Genomic DNA, 19,205 nt, shown 5'->3' with positions numbered 1-19,205 from the left:
TGTGCGTCACGGGGCACCCACGACGCCGACGGAACAGGGGAGCTGCCCGGTGTGTGTTGCGTGGAGGTTAACGACACCATTCCTGCGGTAGCAAGGCTTCACGCCGAAAAGAATGCAGCTCAAGAGGCTGGCCGCAGAAGAGTCGCAGGTCATAGCTGTTTTATTCAGGCGGAGGATCGACGGAACGACCATGGACACCTTCGGCCAGCCATTGTTATCGTTAACTCGCTCGCCTCGCAGCCCATGAAGGAGCATCTGTGCCCGCGCCCCGCACGTACGACCCCCTCCCCACCTACCCGCCGGCCGCCGGAGAGGTGGTCGGCGGCTGGCCCGCCGCTGTCTCGTCGCTACCGGCAGGCCCCTTCGTCCTGGCCGTCGACGGACCGGCCGCGCTCGACTGGGCCGCGCTGGCCGAGGGCCTCGCGGCGGCCGGGCGCTCCGCGGGCCGCGAGGTGCGGCTGCTCGACGTCCGCGACCACTACGCACCGGCGGCCCACGAGCGGATAGCGGCCGAGCCCGTCCCCGCCGACGACCCGTTCTTCACGCCGTTGTCGCGCGGGCAGGTCGCCGACCTCTTCGACGCGGTGCCGCGACCCGAGCGGCCGACGGGCACCGCGGTGACGGTGGTCTTCGGGCCGGGCGCCGCGCTGTGCGGTCCGGACCTGCTCTGGTACGCGGACCTGCCGAAGCGGTACGCCGAAGCGGCGGTGGCCGGGCGCGCGCTGCCGGTCGGCGCCAACCTGGGGCGTCCGGGCAAACCCGGCGACCTGGTCCGCCTCTTCTACACCGACTGGCCCGTGCTCGACCGCCACCGGGACGCGATCGCCGCACGCGTCGACCGCTGGATCGACGTGCAGGACCCGGCCGGCCCCGCCTCGCTGGACGGTACGGCGCTGCGCGGCACGCTCGCGCGGCTGGCCCGCGGGCCCGTGCGCACGCGCCCGTACTTCAACTCCACGCCGTGGGGCGGCCAGTGGGCGGCGAGCGAACTCGGCTTCACCCCGCAGGCGGGCAACACCGCCCTCGGCTACGAGCTGATCGCGCCCGAGGCCGGTGTCGTCGTCGGCGAGAAGGACGGCCCCCAGGTCGAGATCCCCTTCCAGTTGCTGTGCGCCGGACACCCCGATGACATGCTCGGTGAGGACGTGCACCGCCGGTTCGGCACCTCCTTCCCCATCCGGTTCGACTACCTGGACACCATGGGCGGCGGCAACCTGTCCCTGCACCTGCATCCGCAGGAGCGGTACATGCGGGAGGTGTTCGGCTGGCCCTACACCCAGCACGAGACGTACTACGTCACGGCCTGCGAGGAGGGCGCCCGCGTGCTGCTCGGCCTGACCGCGGAGGCGGACCTCGACACCATGCGGCGCCAGGTGGAGGAGGCCATCGCCGACGCCACCCCGATGCCCGTCGAGGAACACGTCCAGTCACACCTGTCGACACCCGGGCAGCTGTTCATGATCCCTGCGGGCACCCCGCACGCGTCCGGCGCGGGCAACCTCGTCCTGGAGGTCAGCGCCACCCCGTACCTGTACTCCCTGCGGCTGTACGACTGGCTCCGCAAGGACGCCACCGGAGCGTCCCGGCCCCTGCCCTACGAACACGGGTTCGCCAACCTGGACACCGCGCGGCGCGGCGAGGACGTCACCAAGGACCTCGTGCAGGAGCCGCGTACCCTGCGCGCGGGTGAGGGCTGGCGCGAGGAGGTCATCGGCGCGCTCCCCGAGATGTTCTACGCGGTGCACCGCCATGTCGTGGCTCCGGGCGCGGCCCTGCCCGACGACACCGCGGGCCGCTTCCACATCCTCAACGTGGCCGCGGGAGCCGGTGCCGTCATCGAGTTCGGCGACGGCGCCACCCATTCCCTCGCCTTCGCGGAGACCCTCACGATCCCCGCCGCCGTCGGCCCCTACCGGGTCCGCGCGCTGGGCGACGCCGAGGTGCGCGTCGTCAAGGCCCTGGTGGTCGACGCGTGACGACGGTTCCCGCGGGGCGGCCCCCGGCGCCCGTCCCGGTCCTCGACGTGGGCGGCACCCATGTCACGGCCGCGCTCGTCGACGTCGGCGCGGGCCGCCCAGCGCCCTCCACCGTGATCCGGCTGCCCCTGGGCGCGCAGGGCGGGGCCGACGCCGTCCTCGACACCATCGCCAAGGCGGCATCCGCCCTGCCCTCCGGGCACGACCCCTGTTGGGGTGTGGCGATGCCCGGCCCCTTCGACTACGCCACCGGCATCGGCCGCTTCACCGGCGTGGGCAAGTTCGAATCCCTCAACGGCGTGGACGTCGGCCGCGGCCTGCGCGAGCGACTGGGCGGACGCGCGCGGCGGCTGCGCTTCCTCAACGACGCCGACGCGTTCGCCATCGGCGAGCACAGGGCGGGCGCCGCGGCGGGCCACGACCGCGTCGTCTGCCTGACCCTCGGCACGGGCGTGGGCTCCTCGTTCCTGTCCCACGGCCGCCCCGTCCACACCGGCCCGACGGTCCCGCCGAGCGGACACGTGCACCATCTGCGCGTCCACGGCGGCCCTTTGGAGGACACCGTGTCGCGCCGGGGCATCCGCGCCCACTACGCACGCCTCTCCCCCGCGCCGGACGGGCCAGGGACCCCCGACGTCCACGAGTTGGCCGTGCGCGCCGAGAAGGGCGACGCCGCCGCTGCCCTGACCTTCCGCTACGCTTTCGACGCACTCGGCCAGGCGCTGGCGCCGTGGATCGACCGCTTCGAGGCCACCGCGGTCGTCGTCGGCGGCTCCATGGCCCGGTCGTGGCAGCTGATCCACCCCGCGTTCACCGCAGGGCTCGCCTCGGCCGGCGGACCGGACGTACCGGTGTCGCCGGCGCGGCAGCCCGAGGCCGCCCCGCTGATCGGGGCCGCCCACTGGGCGCGGGACGCGACATGACGACCAGCGTGCCGGACCAGGCAGGCAGCGAAAGGGGCAGGGGCATGACCGCTCGCCGGGGCAGCGGGCCGACCATGCAGGACGTCGGCAAGCTCGCACAGGTCAGCGCCATGACCGTGTCACGCGTGCTCAAGGACGACCCCGGCGTGTCGCAGGCGACCCGGGAACGGGTCTTCGCCGCCGTCGACCGCCTCGGCTACCGCCGCAACCAGACCGCGCGGAGCCTGCGCCTCGGCGGCAGCGGAATGATCGGCCTGGTCGTCACCAACCTCGCCAACCCCTTCTACTCGCGCCTCGCCCTCGGCGTCCAGGAAGTCGCGACGCAGTACGGCTTCCGCATGCTCCTCAGCAACTCGGGCGAACAGGCCGACCGGGAGCCCGAACTCATCGACGGGCTCGTCGACCACCAGGTCGAAGGGCTGATCGTGGTCCCGGCGGGCAGCCGCCAGCACCACCTGGCAGCCGCCATGCGCCACGTCCCCGTCGTCCTGGCCGCAAGGCCGCCCGCCGGGATCGACACGGACTGCGTCCTCGTCGAGGACTTCCACGGCGCGCGTGAAGCGACCGCCTGCCTCCTGACCGAGGGACACACCCGCGTCGCCTTCCTCGGCAACCCGCCGGCGCTCTACACCGGCGCCGAACGCCTGCGCGGGTTCTGGGCCGCGCACGAGGAGGTCGGCGCCGACCCGGACAACGCCCTCATCCGCCAGGGCCTCGTCGACTCCGCGACAGCCGAACGGGCCACCCTCGAACTCCTCGACCTGCCCACCCCGCCCACCGCCCTGTTCTGCACCAATAACCGCATCAGCCAAGGCGCCATCCGCGCCCTGTACAAGACGGGCCGCACCTTGCCCGTCGCCGGCTTCGACGACTTCGACCTGTCCGACGTCCTCGGCCTGCCGCTCACGCTCGTCTCCTACGACGCCGACGAGGTGGGCCGCCAGGCCGCGCGTCTGCTCATCGACCGCCTCGAACAACGCGATACGGCTCCGCCGGCTTCTCGGCGCGTCACCGTTCCCACCCGGGTCGTCCGCCATGGGGTGACTGGTGGGGGCGGGCCGGGGCGTTCGCGCGAGGGCTCCTGACAGCTTCGAGGCCGGGTCCGGGTCCAGGTCCGGTTCTGGACCGGTCGGGCTCCGGATCCCGGTCCGGCTCCGACTCCGGCTCCGGCTCCGGCTCCGGCTCCGGCGGGGCGACGGCCACACGTATGCCGCGCCACACGTACGTATGCCTTGCCATGCCATGCCATGCCACATGTACGTGTGCCGGGCCCGTGCACGTATGCCGCGCCCCGTGCACGCCTTACGTACACGGGGCACGACCACTCCGCCCGACCGCCGAAAGGCCCACTCATGCGCTTCCCCACCAGCGTCAAGGACCACCCGATCGTCCAGCAGGCGGTACGACGGCTCGACGACCTCGGCGACCCGCGCCTCGGCCTGACCCTGACGCGCTGCCTCGACGACACCCTCGCCCGCACCATCCGGCCGATGCCCGACGGCACCGCCTTCGTCGTCACCGGCGACATCCCCGCCATGTGGCTGCGCGACTCCTCGACACAGCTGATGCCCTACCTCGCGCTCCTCGAGGACAACGCGGCCTTGCAGGACCTCGTACTCGCCGTGCTGCGCCGCCAATTCCAGCAGATCGCCCGCAACCCCTACGCCAACGCCTTCAACGCAGAACCGTCCGGGCGCGCCCACGACCCCGACGACCTGTGCGAGGACCCGTGGGTGTGGGAGGCGAAGTACGAGGTCGACTCCCTCGCCTTCCCGCTCCTCCTCGCCCGTCGCTTCTGGGCGGCGACCGGACGCACCGACCACGTCGCCGCCACACTCCGGACGGCCCGCACCGCCATCGAGGTGTGGCGCACGGAGCAGGATCACGAACACCGCTCCACGTACCGCTTCCTCCGCCGGAACTGCCCGCCGAGCGACACCCTGCCGGACGCGGGACGCGGTACGCCCGTCGCCCGGACCGGGATGACCTGGAGTGGGTTCCGGCCCAGCGACGACGCGTGCGCCTACGGCTACAACATCCCCGCGAACCTGTGTGCCGCCGCCGCCCTCGACGGAACCGCCGAACTGGCCCGCCTCACCGGCGACACGCAACTCGCTGGTGACGCCGATCAGTTGGCGTCGGAACTGCGTACCGCCGTCCTGCGACACGGCACCGTCCACCACCCCGAGCACGGCGTGATCTACGCCTACGAGGTGGACGGCCACGGCAGCACACTCCTCATGGACGACGCCAACATGCCCGGCCTGCTCTCCCTGCCCCTCGTCGCGAACATCCCGGCCACGGACCCCGTCTACCTCGCCACCCGCGGGTTCGTCCTCTCGTCCGCGAACCCCACCTGGCACCGGGGAACAGCCGCCGAAGGCATCGGCAGCCCGCACACCCCCGACGGGCACATCTGGCCCATCGCGATCGCCGTACAGGGCCTGACCAGCACCGACCGTACGGAGCGACACTCAGCCCTGCACACCCTCCTCGCCACCGACGCGGGGACGGGCCAGATGCACGAGTCGTTCCACAAGGACGACCCCCAGCGCTTCACCCGCCCCTGGTTCTCCTGGGCGAACGCCATGTACGCCGAACTCGCCCTCGACGTCGCCGGACTCGGCACCCGGCACCTGTGGTCCCCCGCGTGACAGCGGTGCCGGGCGTCAGCGTGCCGCGAACTTCGCGACAGCCGCCTCGGTGACCGGGGTGAAGAAATTGACCAGGTTGCCGTCGGGGTCGCGGAGCAGCAGCGACCGGTTGCCCCAGGGCATCGTGGTCGGCCCGGCGACGAAGTCGGTGACGTAGCCCGTCAGATCCTCGTGGACGCGGTCCACGTCCTCGACGAGGAACTCGGTGATCACGCTGTGGTTGTCCGCCGGGCGGGCCGATCCCGGGGCGAACAGCGGAACCGTGCCGGTGCCGGCGATGGCGAGGGTGGCGCCCTTCGTCCTGAGTTCGGCGAACTCCGGCGTGGCCCATGCCGCCCGCGCTCCGGTGGCCCGCTCGTAGAACGCGACGAGGCGTGCGACGTCGCCGGTGATGATGCGGATCGAGACGAACTCCATGGGGATCTCCTTCGGCTGTGCGGTCATACAGCGGTGCAGTGGCTGTACTGATGTCGTGCACTGCGCAGGCTAGGAGAGAATGTGGACAGAATCGGTCCTGTATCGGCCGCGTATAGGTCTGTCCTTACCGGTCCTGACTCGACTCCGTCCTCGCGTTAGGTTGTGCCATGCCGCGCCCCACCGCCCGTGTGCTGACCCTCCTGGAGCTGTTGCAGTCGGGCGGCACCCGTACGGTCGCCGAGCTTGCTGACCGGCTCGGCGTCGAGGGGCGCACCGTGCGGCGGTACGTGGACCAGCTGCTCGAACTCGACGTGCCCGTGGAGTCGGTGCGGGGCCGCTACGGCGGGTACCGGCTCGCTCCCGGTTACCGGCTGCCCCCGCTCATGCTCAGCGACGACGAGGCGCTGGCCGTGTTGCTCGGCCTGGTCGCCGGGCGCCGGGCCGGGCTGACGACGGCGCAGCGCACGGCGAACGAGACAGCCTCGGCGAAGATCCGGCGCGTGCTGCCCGCGCACAGCGCGCGCCGCCTCGACACACTCCTGGACTCGCTCGCCTTCACCGAACAGCGGCCCGAAGAGTTCGACGCCCCGGACAGCGGCGTCCTGCTCGCCCTCGCCGACGCGGTGAGCCACCGCCGTCCGGTCGCGCTCCGCTACACCGACCGCGAAGGACGGCGCAGCGAACGCACCCTGCACGCGTACGGCATCGTCGCTCATGGCGGCCGGTGGTACGTCACCGGCAACGACCCCGACATCGGCGAGGACCGCACCTTCCGGCTCGACCGGATCACGGACGCGCGGGCGCTGCCCGGCACGTTCGAAGCGCCCGAGGATCCCGACCCGGCGCAGCGCCTGCTGTCGGCGTTCGCCAGGGCCGAGTACCGGCACGAGGTGACCCTGCGCATCTACGGGACGGTCGCGCAGATCCGCGCCCACCTGCCCGCCACCCTCGCGCGCCTGGCGGAACCCGAGCCCGCCCACGAACAGGACGGGACGGCCGAGTGCTGGCGCCGCGTCGAGCTGCGCGCGGAGCGCCTCGACTGGCTGCCGCCCCTGCTCGCCGCGCTCGACCGGCCGTTCGTCATCGAGCGCCCTGACGCACTGCGTGACCTCGTCGCCGCGCTCGCCGACCGCCTCGCGTCATCGGCTCGCCGAACGGCGGACTGAAATCGATCACCGGGCTTCCGCTGTCAGCCGGCGAGCGGCACGGCGGCGTGCAGCCACCTCACTCCGCGGCACTGATCGCCCGCCGGACGGCCCGAACCCGCGTGAGCTCTACGATTTCCGCCATGACTTCCTCGCTGCCCTCCCCCACCCTGCTCGAACTGCTCCGCGGCGATCCGCGAGCCGCACACCTCGCAGCCGTGCTCGTCGACCTCGACGCCGACGTCGCACGCTACGGGCCTATCACCCATGTGGAGCCGGTGCATCTGGCCTCGGGCGAGCCGTTGGAGGCGATCGCCCACAACGGCGCGGGCGGCACATACTTCCTCTGCGGCACCGGCGACGGGGAGGACCGCCCGGTCCTGTTCGCCGACTCCGAGGGCTCCGCGGGCATCATCGGCACCACCCTGCGGGACGCGCTGCTGCTGATGGCGGCACTGCCCTGCGCCGACCGCGCGCTGCGTCTGGAGAAGCAGGGGCGTGAAGTGGACGAGGAGCTGCTGCTGGCGCTGCGGGCTGAGGAGGACGAGGAGCTGAGGGAGGCAGCCGACTTGGACGACCTGCCCGAGCGGCGGGCCGAACTCCTCGACCGGCTAGGACTGCCGGTGGGCCCGCTCACCGAGTTGCTGCCCCGGGCTCGCGCCGCCGAGGCGCTGGATCCTTCGTACGTCCTCCTCAACGAGTACGGGGACGCGTACGAACAAGGCTGATGCCCGGTGAACCACCACTCATGCCCTGGGCCACCCCCTGGACCACAGCAGAACTACTCCCGCTCACCTCCACCGAAACACCTCACTCCCACTCCCACTCGAGCCCGTACACCCCCGGCGGGCACTTGGCCGGGAGGAGGTGGGCGGTGTGGGAGGTGTCCAGCTCCACCCGGTGGCGCCGGCGGGGTTCGGCGCCGAGTCGCTCCCGGTAGGAGTAGTGACAGCGCGTCGGCAGCGCGAGCGGATGGAACCGTACGTGCAGGAGGTAGGTCCTGAGCGGATCCCGGATACGGCGTTCATGCGCGTACGAGACCGCGGAGGTGGGCCCGACCCGCAGGGTGTACTGGACCACCGCCGTCTCGTTGCGGGCCAGGGGCCGCCCGAAGGAGATGTCGGCCACGACACTGCGCAGGTCCGGCAGGAGTTTGCGGCCGGTCATCTCCCCGTTGTGCACGTCGATGTCCACGTCGTCGGTCGGCAGCGCGTCCAGGAAATGGACGACGGTGAGGTGCCGCGCCCCGTCCGCGACGGCCCGTACGACGCTGGTCACGGCGGTCTCACGGATCGCGCGATGCGCGTCCAGGGTCACGGTCTCGTGGCTCATCAGCAGGTGCGTATCGGTGTTGAAGTGCGCGAACGCCTCCCCGAGGGCCTGCTCGACATCCGATGCGTCACCGTAGACGCAGCGCGCGGCGGCAGGGTCGACGGGCTGCGATCGACCCCGCGGCCGGTGCGGTCCGAGCAGCGAACGCAGAGTGCCGGAGCGAAGGCCGAGCAACGGCTCCAGAGCGTCGACGGCCTGCAGCGACTTCATGCGCTCGGGTTGGCTGCGCCCCCGCTGCCAATGGCTGAGCGTGGCCACGCTCACGGTGATCCCCTGCTCCTGAAGGCGCCCGCATATCCGCTCAAGGGGCAGTCCGCGACGGCGCAGGGCGTCCCGGAGCGTCAGGGCGAAGTTCGTCTCGGGCGCGCTGTGTGCGTGGTTCAGGTCGCTCGGCATGATGTCTTTCTACGGGGACGCGGGGCCGTGCCGGTTGACAGGTATCGGTGTCAGGTGTCAGGTGCGGGTGTCAGGTGTCAGGTGTCAGGTGTCAGGTGTCAGGTGTCGAGTATGAGGTGTCAGGCATCAGGTGTCAGGTGTCAGGTGTCAGGTATGGGGGCCTCGGGCATCGGGCGTGGTACGAGGGCCGGGCCCCATGACGGAGGGACCGCTCACCGCAGCCGGTGAACGGTCCCTGGGTCGGCCGGGGTCAGTTGGTGTTCAGCGTCAGCCCGTAGTAGCTGAGCGCGTCGTCCAGCGGCTGGAAGTAGGAGGAGCCGCGGGAGTTCACGCCTCCGGTGCAGCTCTGTCCCGTGGGCCCGCCGGAGGTCATGCCCTGGGCCTGGTTGCCGGAGATGTAGGCGCCGCCGCTGTCACCGCCCTCGGTGCAGACGGTGGAGCTGCCGAGTCCGGTGACGACGGTGTCGGGGCCGCCGTTCTGGTCGGTGTACGTCACGCTGACGTTGTAGGAGCTGACCTTTCCGCAGGTCCAGCCGGTGGTCTGGCCGGACTTGCACAGCGCGGCCCCCGACGCGGCGCGCTGGCTGCCGCGGACGGCGACCGGGCTGCTGTTGCCCCATGTGCCCACACTGGTGGCGATGGAGTTGCCGGCGTCGATGGCGGCGACGCCCATGTCCACACTGCGGGAGCCCAGCGCGAACCGCGTGTGGGTGGCCTTGGCGAAGCGCACGTTGTCGTACGAGAGCACGGGAAGGTCCTCGACGCAGTGGCCTGCGGTGACCAGGTACTGCTTGCCGCTCCTGTCGTGGGCGCCGTATCCGACGGAACAGATGTATCCGTTGAACGTCATCCGGCTGCCCGGGTAAATCACCGCCTGCGGAACGAGTTCCTCGTGGCCGCGTACGACCTTGACCGCGGACCCGTACTTTCCGGCCTCTGCCAGGAATGCCTTGGCGGCGGCCCTGTTCCCGTTCGCGACCTCGACCGTGACGGTGTCGGACGCCAGGTCGACACCCCACGCATTCACCCCGGCCGGCACGCGCTTGGCGGCGAAGGCATCCAGTTTCGCCTTGATGTCGTCCAGCTCGGCCTGGCCGCGGTCGGGAACACGCGCGCCCAGACCCGCCTTCTCGACCTTCTCGGCAGCCGCCGCATTGTGCGTGTTGACGGTCAGCTTGCCGGCGGAGGTGAAGAACGCGCCGTCGGTGGATATCCCGCTCCCGGCCAGGCCCGCCAGTCTGTCCTGCTGCTCCGCCTGCTGGTCGAGACGCCGGACCGCGGCCGCCTCACTGACACCGAGCGAGTCGGCCAGCGCCTGCACCATCGCCGGCTGGTAACGCGGGGAGGCGCCGCCGTCCTTGCCGTCCTGGGCCTGGGCCCCGCTCACAGCGGAGACCGAGAGAAGAATTCCGGCGGTCGCCACAAGGGCGTACTTACGCGAAATGCGCACACTGATTCCTTCCAGTAGCAGGCAAGCGCAACACCACAGAAAAGGGGGCCACTTGCCCGGCGGCGAAAAGTATGGGGGGTGTTCGCCACGCCCCGACTCTGACCGAGGTGCTACTGGGGCATCAAGGCCCATGGCATCGGGAGTTTTTTACAGAGAGGCTGCGGAACTGTATAGGCGGCGGGGATTGGCACCCGTACTGTTCGCCACTCCACAGCACTGTTGCTCCTTTTTCCACTGATGCTCCTGTTGCTCCTCAGGAGGCAACGGCGCGGCGCACGCGGTACCCCCAGTGCGTCAGTGAACGGACCACCGTCTCGGCTCCGATGGGGTTCGCGCTGTGCACGAAGACGGTTCCGATCCGGAACGGGCTCCCCTGGAACGCGGCCTCCTCCAGCACTGTCACCACCGGCATGATGCTGTCGTCCCCGCCGAGATCATGGTCGAGCCAGAGTTCGTCGATGACGACATCACGGTGCTCCCGAAGGAGCCGAACTCCCTCCCGGCTCGTGCGGGCGATCCGGGTCGCCTGGGGCAGCGCCCTGAGATCGTCGACGGCAAGGATGACGGGGGCGGGGCCGGGTGCGGAAGCCGAGGCGATGTGCTGCATCCACCTATCATGCGGGCACCGCCGAACCACACTTCACCTGGGCATTCGCACTCCGTCGCCGACGCGGCGATGCCCTGGGCGAACCGTAGAGGTGCGGTCTCACAGCCGACGCCTCACGAGCGTCGGCTCGACCCCGTGTCCATGAGCCCGGCGAACTCGGCGAGCTTGCGGAAGTCGTCCTCGCGCAGGCCGACTCGCGGGTTGACGTGGTGGAGAAGCGCGGGCCCCCGGTGATGAGCGGTCACATACCGCTCGTCGAGCTCGCTCTGCTCATCGTCCACCCAGGCGAAGGGACGGCCGCCCGCGTGCTCCACGAGAGCGCGGGTCTTCCAGTGGACCCCGTCGGAACGTTCCTGGAGCAGGGCGGCGCCGAAGTCGACGAAGGGCAACTCGGGGAGGCCCAGCACCGGAGCGATCCAGCGGTTGGCGTCGCCCATCCATGTGGTGGCCCAGCACAGTTCGTAGTCGAGGCGGAGCAGGGCTGGTCCGTGCTCGGGGTTGAGCCAGACCCGTAGGAACCGTCGCCGGACCAAGAGGTCTTCGTCGTCCTTCGAACTCTCGCGAGGCACTCGGAGCGTGGTGTATCCGTCGGGCCGCCTTTGCGGCTTGGCCGCGTAAGGGTTGAGCGGCCCGTCCACATCGAGAAACAGCAGCGGTCTCTCCATGGCTCCCCCTTGCCCGACACCGGCGACGCCGTGGAAGCGTATCCGCGGCGATCACCTCAACGTAGCTGTTGGTCAACCCCGCTCGAACCTCGCCCCAGCAGCGCCGCGACCCCTTCCCGCTCCTCGGGCAACCCCACCTCGCGGAACCACAACAGGTTCCCATGGATGCTGCCCGTCGCCTCATCAGTGTCCACGAAGGCCCGCAGCACGTCTCGTTGGGCGGGAGTGAGCGGGCGGCCAGGGACATAACCGCCAGGGAAGGCGCTGAACAGGATCGGCCCGCTTTCGAAGTCGACAACGGGCGTGCTGCCTGCGGCGACTATGGCGACGGCGACCGGTGCCACCTCCTCGAACGACTCGGCCAGGTCGAGCGCGGAACGCAGCACGGTGAACCGGAACCATCCATCGAGCCCGGCCAGCGGTTCCGGGAACCAGCCGTCGGTCGTACGGGGGTCCCGCAGCGCGTCGAGAAGGACGGCGAGGGCGCGCTGCCGGTCGGCACGGACGGGATTGAGTGCGGCGCAGACCCGCACGGCCGGGTCCGCGTCGGCGAGCAGCTCGGAGGTGCTCATCCCCCAGACGCCGAGCGCCCGCGCCACAGCGGCTCGCTCCCGACGCTCTGTCTTCTGGTCCAGTCGGGCCCGCAGCCGCGCGGCTGCGCGTGGTATCCGGTCCGCGAGCACCGGAGCGGAGAGGAGCGGCAGGACGGCCCCGATCGCGGCCTCGAAGACAGAGGGATCGGGATCGGAGAGGAGCGGCTCGACGGCCTCGAACAGGGTCGGGCGTATCTGGAGACATGCCTGTAGTGCGGCGACGTCATCCGGATCATGTTCGCCTCGTACACCGTCCTGCCATGGTTCCCAGTCCCAGCGGGACCGGGCCCGTGCTGGATCCTCACCGTAGGCCGCCGACTCGGCCACCTGCCCGAGCCAGCCCAGCAGGGCGAACCGCAGGCTGCGGGGCGGCCCGCTGTCCCACGGGAGGTGGCCTTCGTGTTCGGCGAGGCCCACGGGGTGGTCGAGAAGCGCGGCCACGAACAGCGCCGCGGGCGCGGTGACGCTGTACAACGAGCCTTCGTGCAGCACGTCCGTGTCCAGCACCGCCAGCGCCTCGGACCGCACCTCGGGATCCTCGTCCACGAGCAGGCACAGCGAAGCCGTTATGTCCTCGGCGGGGCCGTAGGCGTGTCGAAGCGAACCCCAGTCCGTCCCCGACAGCAGGGATCCAGCCGCGGGCGGCAACCCGCTCACGATGTGTGCCAGGCGCGCGTCGACAGGGCCACTGGTCGTCATGGTGTGGAGACTAGCGACGGGCACTGACAACGTCCCGGACGGGAAACTGACCACGCGGATCCGGGGACGATGCGCCGGACGCCGCGACGTCCGCCTTGGAGTGTGCTCAGGTGTCGCCGCCTGCCTCCGCGTAGCCGTATACGCGGACCGGATCGAGGTGCAGTTCGTGGGGGCCGAGGCAGTCCGCGGCGAGCGTGGCCACGAGGGTGCCACAGGCGCAGGTCATGTTGCGGCCTCCGGTACCCAGCGGGCCGCAACATCCCTGGCGAATGCCCAGATTGTTGGAGAGGCGGAGGGACGGCACGTCGTCCGGGTGGACGATCGCAGAGTTCTTCGGTCCCGCAGACTCGAAGTCACTCATTCCGGGGGGCATGAGCAGCGCACGGCTGTTTTCCGGGCGGCGCCGCCGCTGTGGCGGTACTGCGGTGAAAGGGGCACCCCACGGTTCCGGGTCGATGGCGAAATGCCCCCGGGGGACAGTCGACGGAGCCAGTCGTGTCCGGGATTCGCGGGACATGACCTGCACGGCTGCTTCGGGGATGGCTGCCAGTTGCCGCAGGTTCGGCGTCAGCTCAGCGCCGCATTTCGTGCAGGAGAAGACCGTCATAGAGGCCGTTGTAGCCGAGCGCCGGGCACGTCACCAGAGCAGGGATGCCGCGCAACCTCCCGCGGGTGTACAACCATCGCTATGAGCTGGGTCGCGAACGTGATGGTCTCGGTGGACATGGCTGACAGCGCGACGGTCGAGGCCTTGAGTCATTGGCTGCGGACGGACGCCCCTCAGCAGGGGCGGTCGCAGACCCGCGGCGTCGGCTACTTGCAGCCGCTCACCCGGCCGGAGAGCAGCCAGTGGGGCGGCTGGAAGCACCCTGAGTGCGAGGTGTGGGCAGGCACCTTGAACCATGCCGACCTCGATGCCCTCAGGCAGCGGATGTTCGCGACACCCTGGCGCGAGCCGAACGCGGTGCAGCTCCTGGTGATGGATCAGCAGGAGCTGTTCTTCCGACTGTGGATGATCCGGGACGGCGAACTGCGCCAGTTCGCCCCGGCGCACCCGCGCGAGGAGGACGAGGACTTCTACCAGGAGTGACGGCCTCGGGGGCCGGGCCCACGGCGCACGGCGTGTCCGGACGCGGGCCGGCGGTCGGCTACGCCTCGGCGTTCTCGGCGTTCTCTGCGCGCAGAGATCGAATCATGCTCCGTAGGACGCGGAGCGCGCCCGCCCGTTCGTCCTCCGTCATGCCTGCCAGCATCCTGACCTCGACGGACCGGACCGCCACGGTCGCCTTCTCCAGGCTCCGCCGGCCGCTCGGTGTGAGCCGCGCGGGAAGGGCCTTTCCGACGGGTGCCTGTGCGGGCCTGGTCACGTAGCCGTCCCGTTCAAGGGTCTGGAGCAGCACGTTCATCGTCTGCCGGGTCACGAACGCGCCGCGTGCCAGCTCGGAGTTGGACAATCCCGGCCGTTGCGCGAGGAGTTCGAGGCAGGAGTAGTGCGTGACGCTCATCCCGAGCGGCCGAAGCACCTCTTCCATGGCAGCGCGCAAGGCACTGGACGCCTCCTTGAGCAGGTAGCCCAGTGACGTGTCCAGGTCGATGCCGTCTCCGCTTTGACTCATGTCAGTATTCTGACATACCGTGGTGCGTGTCAGAAAGCTGACACGCATGGCCGACGCCACACACCCGGCTGACACGCGCAGAGCGAAGGAGCATCACCATGCCCGCCACCGGCCCCGACTTCATCTCCCTCCAAGCTCGCGACCTCGACGCCTCGCAGGCGTTCTACGAGCAGTACCTCGGCCTCGTCCGCTCGCAGGCCGGCCCTCCGCACGCCGTCGTCTTCGAGACGAAGCCGATCACGTTCGCACTCCGCGAGATCGTTCCCGGCACCGACCTCGCCTCCGTCGCCCGGCCCGGCATCGGTGCTGCGATCTGGCTCCACGCCACGGACGTCCAGGCCATTCATGACGCCCTCGTCGCCGACGGTCACACCATCGTCTCCGCACCGATCGACGGCCCCTTCGGCCGGACTTTCACGTTCGCGGACCCCGACGGTTACCACGTCACGCTCCACGACCGCACCTGATAGGCCCGACGTGCGCCCGACGCACGCACGCCCGACGCCCGCCCGACGTACGCCCGGCAGCCCCGAACGGGGCCCGCTCCCCGCGCCAAAGGGCGCGGCCCGGCGCTCACCGCACCGCGCCGCGCCCCCGGGCTCGACGGCGAATCGTCAGCCCAGCTTGTTCACCGCTGTGACCGTCGTCTTCTTGAAGGCGGCGACCGGCGCGTTCGTGAAGTCACCCATCTCGCCCCACTTCACGACGGTGACGACGTTGCCCTTGCGGCCGACGGAGAAGAGGTTGATGTCGGTGGCGCCCCACGTGGTCGTGGTGTTGATGCCGTAGACGTCGGCGCCGTCCCCGACGGCCAGCTTGCCGTAGAACCGCTCGGTCGCGGTCACCTCCGGGTCCTGCTCGACCAGCTCGTGCGGGCAGTCGGACATGTGCGTGCGCAGCAGCGCCGCGAAGTCCTTGGCGCGCTGGACGCTGCGCTCGACCACGGTCACCTGCAGCGCCGACGTGTCGTAGTCGGTGTAGTAGGCGCGGTGCACGGAGGTCGACGGCAGGGCGTCGCCGACGCACATCGGCAGCGGGTCGGGCTGCCCGGCGGTGACGGGGCCCGCCACCCACGCGGACCGCGGGTGCGGCGGCAGTTCGGACGGTGCGAGGAATCGCGGCTCGGCGGCGGCCGCCGCCGGAGTCGTCGCGGCGACGGCGCCCGCCACGGCCGCCATCGCGGCCAGCGCCATCGTTCCCTTGCGGAGCTGTGCGTTCATCGTGGTACTCCCCCGTGTAGGTCCCGTATAGGTTCGTTCGGTCTCACCCCATACGACCCGCGTCACCGCGCGCCCGTTGCCCTCATTTGTGTCACAGGCCTGTCACCGTGCGCCCTCGGCAGTCCGTTCAGCCGCTCGGCGCGATGCCGGAGGGCGGCGCCCCAGGCACCCCGCACGCGGACCGGACCCCGCCTCGCGCGCCCGGCTCCCTCACGGTGACCGCGGGCTGCCTTGGCCCGCCCAGCCTGACGTCGAAGGCGAAACACCCCTTCACCAGCGTCCGGTCCGCCATGAAGCCGGCCCCCGGCCCGACACCCACCACCTCCGCCGTCACGGTGACCTCACGACCGTCACGGTCGACGACGCAGACGAGGAGCAGCACCAGCACGGCGAGACAGCCGTCGTAGAGGCATCCCCCGTTCGTCCCGTTGCGCTCCCCGTCCGATCTCTCCATGACGCGAGCATGTCGGTTTCCGGGCGGCCTGAAGGGTTGTGATCCCGAGCCGTTACCGACCCGGACCCTGCGCGACATCACGTGGGCGAAGCTCGACGCTCACGCAGGGCCACTACGGCCGATCAGCCCACGAGCAGCACGAGTTTGCCGCGCACGCCCCCGGCCTCGCCCACCCGGTGCGCCAGGGCCACCTCGGTCAGGGGGAACGTCCGGCCGACCTGGAGGGAGAAGCGTCCCGCTCCGGCCATCCGGGCGGCCTCGGTCAGCGCGTAGGTGGCGCGGCCGGTGTCGCCCCGGCTGAAGCGGACGCCCGTCCGTCGCGCGCCGGGCCAATCAGCGACCGTGATCACGTGCTCCGCTGCGCCCGCAAGCTCCACAAGTACGGGGAGGACACCGCTCCCGGCGACGTCCAGGGCGAGATCGACGCCCCGCGGCGACAGGCGCCGCACCCGTTCCGCCATCCCGGCGCCGTAGGCCACCGGCTCGGCACCGAGCGAGCGAAGGGCGTCGTGCGTGCCCGGACTGCCCGTGCCGATGACGCGCGCGCCGCGCTCCACGGCGAATTGGACAGCCGCGCTTCCGACGCTGCCGGACGCGCCGTTGATGAGCAGAGTGCTGCCCGCTGTGACGTCGAGCTGGTCGAGCGAGCGGGCAGCGGTCTCGGCCGCGGCGGGGATCGCCGCGGAGCTCGCGTAGTCGAGCGAGCACGGTATGGCGCCCAGAAGGACAACACGGCCAGCTCCGCCTGCGCGGCTCCGTAGGGAGTGGCTCCGAATACCCGGTCGCCGATCGCGACGCCCGGGACGCCGTCTCCGATCTCGTCGACGATGCCCGCGGCCTCGTATCCCAGCGTCTGCGGCAGTTCCTGGTCCAGCAGCCCTTGACGCTTCTTCCAGTCGCCGGCGCTGATCCCCGCCGCACGTACCTTGACACGTATCTCGCCGGGGCCGGGGTGGGGATCGGGGAGGTCGACGATCTCGAGTACCTCGGGGCCGCCGAACCGGCTGAACTGTGCTGCCCTCACGACACACTCCTTGCGTGGAAGAAGTGGCGGATCGCTCGATGCCGCGTATACGCGTACCCACGGTCCCGGCATCCGGTCGGCCGCGGAGCACGTTTCTACTCCGATACATCGATGCTATGTCATGTCCGTTCGCGCATCGGTGCTCCGCGTGGTCCACATGCGCCACGTACGCCCGCCCACCCAGCTGATCAGCGGGCTGTTAATGGTGTCCGCCGTGCTGTACAACGCCTGGCTGATGATCGCGGTGATCCATCTGATGACGCGGTCCGTCAATCTGTGGGCGGGTCTGGCGGAGCGGTTCCAGGAGCTGCTGCTTGCGGCCTGGACACTGCTGTTCGCGACCAGCCCGGCCCGCACCGGGCAACGGCGGCCCCGGACCCCCTGATCTCGCTCAACCCGACGTCACCATCGCCCGCAACGCCGCCTTGTCCGGCTTCCCGCTGGCGGCCACCGGTACCTCGGTGAGGTGGACGACGCCGACCGGCACGCTGGCCGCCCCGAGCTCCCGGGCCACCAGCTTGCGCAGCGTCTCCTCCTCGGGAGCGATGGCCCCGGGGCGTGGTACGACGAAGGCGTGGATCGCCTCGCCGGTGTGCTCGTCGGGGGCGCTCACGACATAGGCCTGGTCGATGTCGGGGTGGGAGGCGAGGGCCCGTTCGATGGGCCCGGCGTAGTGGATGATGGCGTTGACGATGATGATGTCGCGGATGCGTCCGGCCAGCCGCAGACGACCGTCGGCGCCGAGGCTGCCGAGGTCGCGGGTGCGGACCCAGCCGTCCCGCAGCACATCGGCGGTCTCCTCGGCGTCGTCCCAGTAGCCGTGGAAGAAGTCCGGCCTGCGCACCCACACTTCGCCCGTGTCGCCGGCCGGGAGGTCGCGCCCCTCGCCGTCCCGCACTGTCACCTCGACGCTCTCCAGCGGGCGCCCCACACTGTCCGCCAGGGCGGGCTCAGCCGCCAGTTCCTCGGGTTCGAGGACGGCGAGCATGCCCGTCTCGGTCTGGCCGTAGCCGTGGTGGACGACCGGGCCGAGCAGTGCGGCGGCCTCGGTGAGCCGGTGCGGGGGAAGGGGGGAACCGGCCACGAGGAGGTTGCGCAGAGAGGAGAGGTCCGCGCCACTCTCGCGTACGGCGTCGAGGATGGCGTACAGCCTCGGGACCGTCAGCAGGCAGGCGGTGGCGCGGTGTTGCCCGAACACCCCGGGGAAGCTCAGCGGCTGCGCGGGGATGACGGCCGTGCCGCCACCCATCAGACACAGGCCCAGATGTTCGAAGACCACGGCGCTGTTCAACGTGCCGAACAGCAGGAACCGCTCGTAGCGTGCGGCAAGTCTGCGGACGCGGTCGTTCCAAAGGGCGGGTGTGTAAGCCCAGTTGACCGACAGTGCGGCGTAGGTCAGCAATGTTCCCTTGGGGCGGCCCGTGCTGCCGCTGGTGAGATGGATGACGGCCACGTCGTCGGGGGCGCCCCGCGCGACGAGACCACCGACGTCCGCTCCCGATTCGCCTCCCGCCCTCAGCACAGCCACATCCAGCACCGGTACACCCAGCTCAGCCGCCTCGCCCCGAAGCTCCCCACCGCTCGACGTCTCATCGACGATCACGGCGGAGACGTCGCGCGCCAGGATGGCCCGTACGTGCTCCCGGGTCAGCCCGGACCGCAGCCCGATCACCGTGCACCCCACCGCATGGGCGGCGATGCGGACGGCGAACGCCTCCGGTGAGACCCCGGTGTCGAGCGCCACGGTCGCACCGGCGGTCAGGCCCGCCTCGCGCAGTCCGCGTGCGTACCCGGCGACCGCGTCGAGCACCGCTCCCCTGGTGACCGTGTGCCCTTCGTACTCGAAGGCGGGCCGGTCGGGGGCGGCGCGGAACGCGTCGATGAGTGTCTGGGGAAACGTGCCTCCGGACTGTTCGTCCACTTCATCTCCACTCTTGGCCGAAAACTGCCGACGTAAAGGCTGCGTGTATGGACGGAAAGCGATCGTAATGACCGGTGTAAAGGTCGGCGCAAAGAGTTCCATGGGCCGCCGAT

Annotated in this window: 20 protein-coding genes and 1 pseudogene; 9 read left to right on the top strand and 12 right to left on the bottom strand. The window is 70.7% G+C overall.

Annotated features, from left to right (window positions below):
* Positions 1 to 257 precede the first annotated feature (257 nt).
* The 4 genes from C1N81_RS42490 to C1N81_RS42475 all read left to right on the top strand — a co-directional run bounded on the left by C1N81_RS42490 (position 258) and on the right by C1N81_RS42475 (position 5,553).
* The gene (locus C1N81_RS42490) at positions 258 to 1,976 is read left to right on the top strand and encodes a class I mannose-6-phosphate isomerase (RefSeq protein WP_394436979.1); all 1,719 of its coding nucleotides are present in this window, start codon (positions 258 to 260) and stop codon (positions 1,974 to 1,976) included.
* Positions 1,973 to 2,899 carry an ROK family protein gene (locus C1N81_RS42485; protein ID WP_394436977.1) on the top strand — a complete coding sequence of 309 codons (927 nt, stop codon included), beginning with the start codon at positions 1,973 to 1,975 and terminating at the stop codon, positions 2,897 to 2,899. Before C1N81_RS42490 ends, C1N81_RS42485 begins: the two co-directional genes overlap by 4 nt.
* A 44-nt stretch (positions 2,900 to 2,943) precedes the next feature.
* Positions 2,944 to 3,984, top strand: a complete 1,041-nt coding sequence (locus C1N81_RS42480; protein ID WP_394436975.1) for a LacI family DNA-binding transcriptional regulator — start codon at positions 2,944 to 2,946, stop codon at positions 3,982 to 3,984.
* Positions 3,985 to 4,251: 267 nt separating this feature from the next.
* Entirely contained in the window at positions 4,252 to 5,553 is a 1,302-nt protein-coding gene (locus tag C1N81_RS42475; protein ID WP_394436973.1) for a glycoside hydrolase family 125 protein, read from the top strand.
* Positions 5,554 to 5,568: 15 nt separating this feature from the next.
* Here C1N81_RS42475 and C1N81_RS42470 read toward each other — a convergent pair whose 3' ends face one another.
* Positions 5,569 to 5,970, bottom strand: a complete 402-nt coding sequence (locus C1N81_RS42470; RefSeq protein ID WP_394436971.1) for a VOC family protein — start codon at positions 5,968 to 5,970, stop codon at positions 5,569 to 5,571.
* A 167-nt stretch (positions 5,971 to 6,137) separates the two neighbouring features.
* Between C1N81_RS42470 and C1N81_RS42465 the strand changes: the two genes are divergently transcribed.
* Together C1N81_RS42465 and C1N81_RS42460 are read left to right on the top strand one after the other, a co-directional pair.
* Positions 6,138 to 7,136 (top strand): helix-turn-helix transcriptional regulator, encoded by a 999-nt coding sequence (locus tag C1N81_RS42465; RefSeq protein ID WP_394436970.1) that lies wholly within the window; start codon positions 6,138 to 6,140, stop codon positions 7,134 to 7,136.
* Between the two features lie 122 nt (positions 7,137 to 7,258).
* Positions 7,259 to 7,843: a hypothetical protein gene (locus C1N81_RS42460; protein WP_394436968.1), complete on the top strand. Its 585-nt coding sequence runs from the start codon at positions 7,259 to 7,261 to the stop codon at positions 7,841 to 7,843.
* A gap of 82 nt (positions 7,844 to 7,925) precedes the next feature.
* Here C1N81_RS42460 and C1N81_RS42455 read toward each other — a convergent pair whose 3' ends face one another.
* The 6 genes from C1N81_RS42455 to C1N81_RS42430 form a co-directional block, all read right to left on the bottom strand.
* Positions 7,926 to 8,843 (bottom strand): hypothetical protein, encoded by a 918-nt coding sequence (locus C1N81_RS42455; RefSeq protein WP_394436966.1) that lies wholly within the window; start codon positions 8,841 to 8,843, stop codon positions 7,926 to 7,928.
* A gap of 250 nt (positions 8,844 to 9,093) precedes the next feature.
* On the bottom strand, positions 9,094 to 10,293 hold the full coding sequence (locus C1N81_RS42450) for a S1 family peptidase (protein ID WP_394436964.1): 1,200 nt from the start codon (positions 10,291 to 10,293) through the stop codon (positions 9,094 to 9,096).
* Positions 10,294 to 10,546: 253 nt separating this feature from the next.
* Complete coding sequence (locus C1N81_RS42445; RefSeq protein WP_394436962.1) at positions 10,547 to 10,900, bottom strand: cyclic-phosphate processing receiver domain-containing protein; 354 nt, start codon at positions 10,898 to 10,900, stop codon at positions 10,547 to 10,549.
* Between the two features lie 113 nt (positions 10,901 to 11,013).
* A complete protein-coding gene (locus C1N81_RS42440; RefSeq protein WP_394436961.1) occupies positions 11,014 to 11,565 on the bottom strand; it encodes an HAD domain-containing protein in 552 nt (183 codons plus the stop codon).
* A 56-nt stretch (positions 11,566 to 11,621) separates the two neighbouring features.
* Positions 11,622 to 12,857, bottom strand: coding sequence for a hypothetical protein (locus tag C1N81_RS42435; RefSeq protein WP_394436959.1), 1,236 nt, complete (start codon positions 12,855 to 12,857; stop codon positions 11,622 to 11,624).
* Positions 12,858 to 12,963: 106 nt separating this feature from the next.
* Positions 12,964 to 13,464 carry a hypothetical protein gene (locus tag C1N81_RS42430; RefSeq protein ID WP_394436957.1) on the bottom strand — a complete coding sequence of 167 codons (501 nt, stop codon included), beginning with the start codon at positions 13,462 to 13,464 and terminating at the stop codon, positions 12,964 to 12,966.
* A gap of 81 nt (positions 13,465 to 13,545) precedes the next feature.
* Between C1N81_RS42430 and C1N81_RS42425 the strand changes: the two genes are divergently transcribed.
* The gene (locus C1N81_RS42425) at positions 13,546 to 13,947 is read left to right on the top strand and encodes a squamosa promoter-binding protein 15 (protein WP_394436955.1); all 402 of its coding nucleotides are present in this window, start codon (positions 13,546 to 13,548) and stop codon (positions 13,945 to 13,947) included.
* A 58-nt stretch (positions 13,948 to 14,005) separates the two neighbouring features.
* Here C1N81_RS42425 and C1N81_RS42420 read toward each other — a convergent pair whose 3' ends face one another.
* Positions 14,006 to 14,473 carry a MarR family winged helix-turn-helix transcriptional regulator gene (locus C1N81_RS42420; RefSeq protein WP_394436953.1) on the bottom strand — a complete coding sequence of 156 codons (468 nt, stop codon included), beginning with the start codon at positions 14,471 to 14,473 and terminating at the stop codon, positions 14,006 to 14,008.
* Positions 14,474 to 14,571: 98 nt separating this feature from the next.
* Here C1N81_RS42420 and C1N81_RS42415 point away from each other — a divergent pair, with 98 nt between their 5' ends.
* On the top strand, positions 14,572 to 14,940 hold the full coding sequence (locus C1N81_RS42415) for a VOC family protein (RefSeq protein ID WP_394436951.1): 369 nt from the start codon (positions 14,572 to 14,574) through the stop codon (positions 14,938 to 14,940).
* Positions 14,941 to 15,087: 147 nt separating this feature from the next.
* On the opposite strand, the gene C1N81_RS42410 is transcribed toward C1N81_RS42415, so the two are convergent.
* From C1N81_RS42410 to C1N81_RS42400, 3 genes and pseudogenes are all read right to left on the bottom strand, one after another.
* Positions 15,088 to 15,693: a hypothetical protein gene (locus C1N81_RS42410; RefSeq protein WP_394436949.1), complete on the bottom strand. Its 606-nt coding sequence runs from the start codon at positions 15,691 to 15,693 to the stop codon at positions 15,088 to 15,090.
* A gap of 127 nt (positions 15,694 to 15,820) precedes the next feature.
* Positions 15,821 to 16,147, bottom strand: a complete 327-nt coding sequence (locus tag C1N81_RS42405) for a hypothetical protein (RefSeq protein WP_394436947.1) — start codon at positions 16,145 to 16,147, stop codon at positions 15,821 to 15,823.
* 122 nt (positions 16,148 to 16,269) lie between these two features.
* Positions 16,270 to 17,171: pseudogene (locus tag C1N81_RS42400) on the bottom strand (NADP-dependent oxidoreductase).
* A 214-nt stretch (positions 17,172 to 17,385) separates the two neighbouring features.
* Here C1N81_RS42400 and C1N81_RS42395 point away from each other — a divergent pair.
* Positions 17,386 to 17,556: a hypothetical protein gene (locus C1N81_RS42395; RefSeq protein WP_394436945.1), complete on the top strand. Its 171-nt coding sequence runs from the start codon at positions 17,386 to 17,388 to the stop codon at positions 17,554 to 17,556.
* Between the two features lie 6 nt (positions 17,557 to 17,562).
* Here C1N81_RS42395 and C1N81_RS42390 read toward each other — a convergent pair whose 3' ends face one another.
* Entirely contained in the window at positions 17,563 to 19,092 is a 1,530-nt protein-coding gene (locus C1N81_RS42390; protein WP_394436943.1) for a class I adenylate-forming enzyme family protein, read from the bottom strand.
* Positions 19,093 to 19,205: the final 113 nt, after the last annotated feature.

It is taken from the genome of Streptomyces sp. SGAir0957, from assembly GCF_043523415.1.
This window is presented reverse-complemented; position numbering and strand designations above follow the sequence as displayed.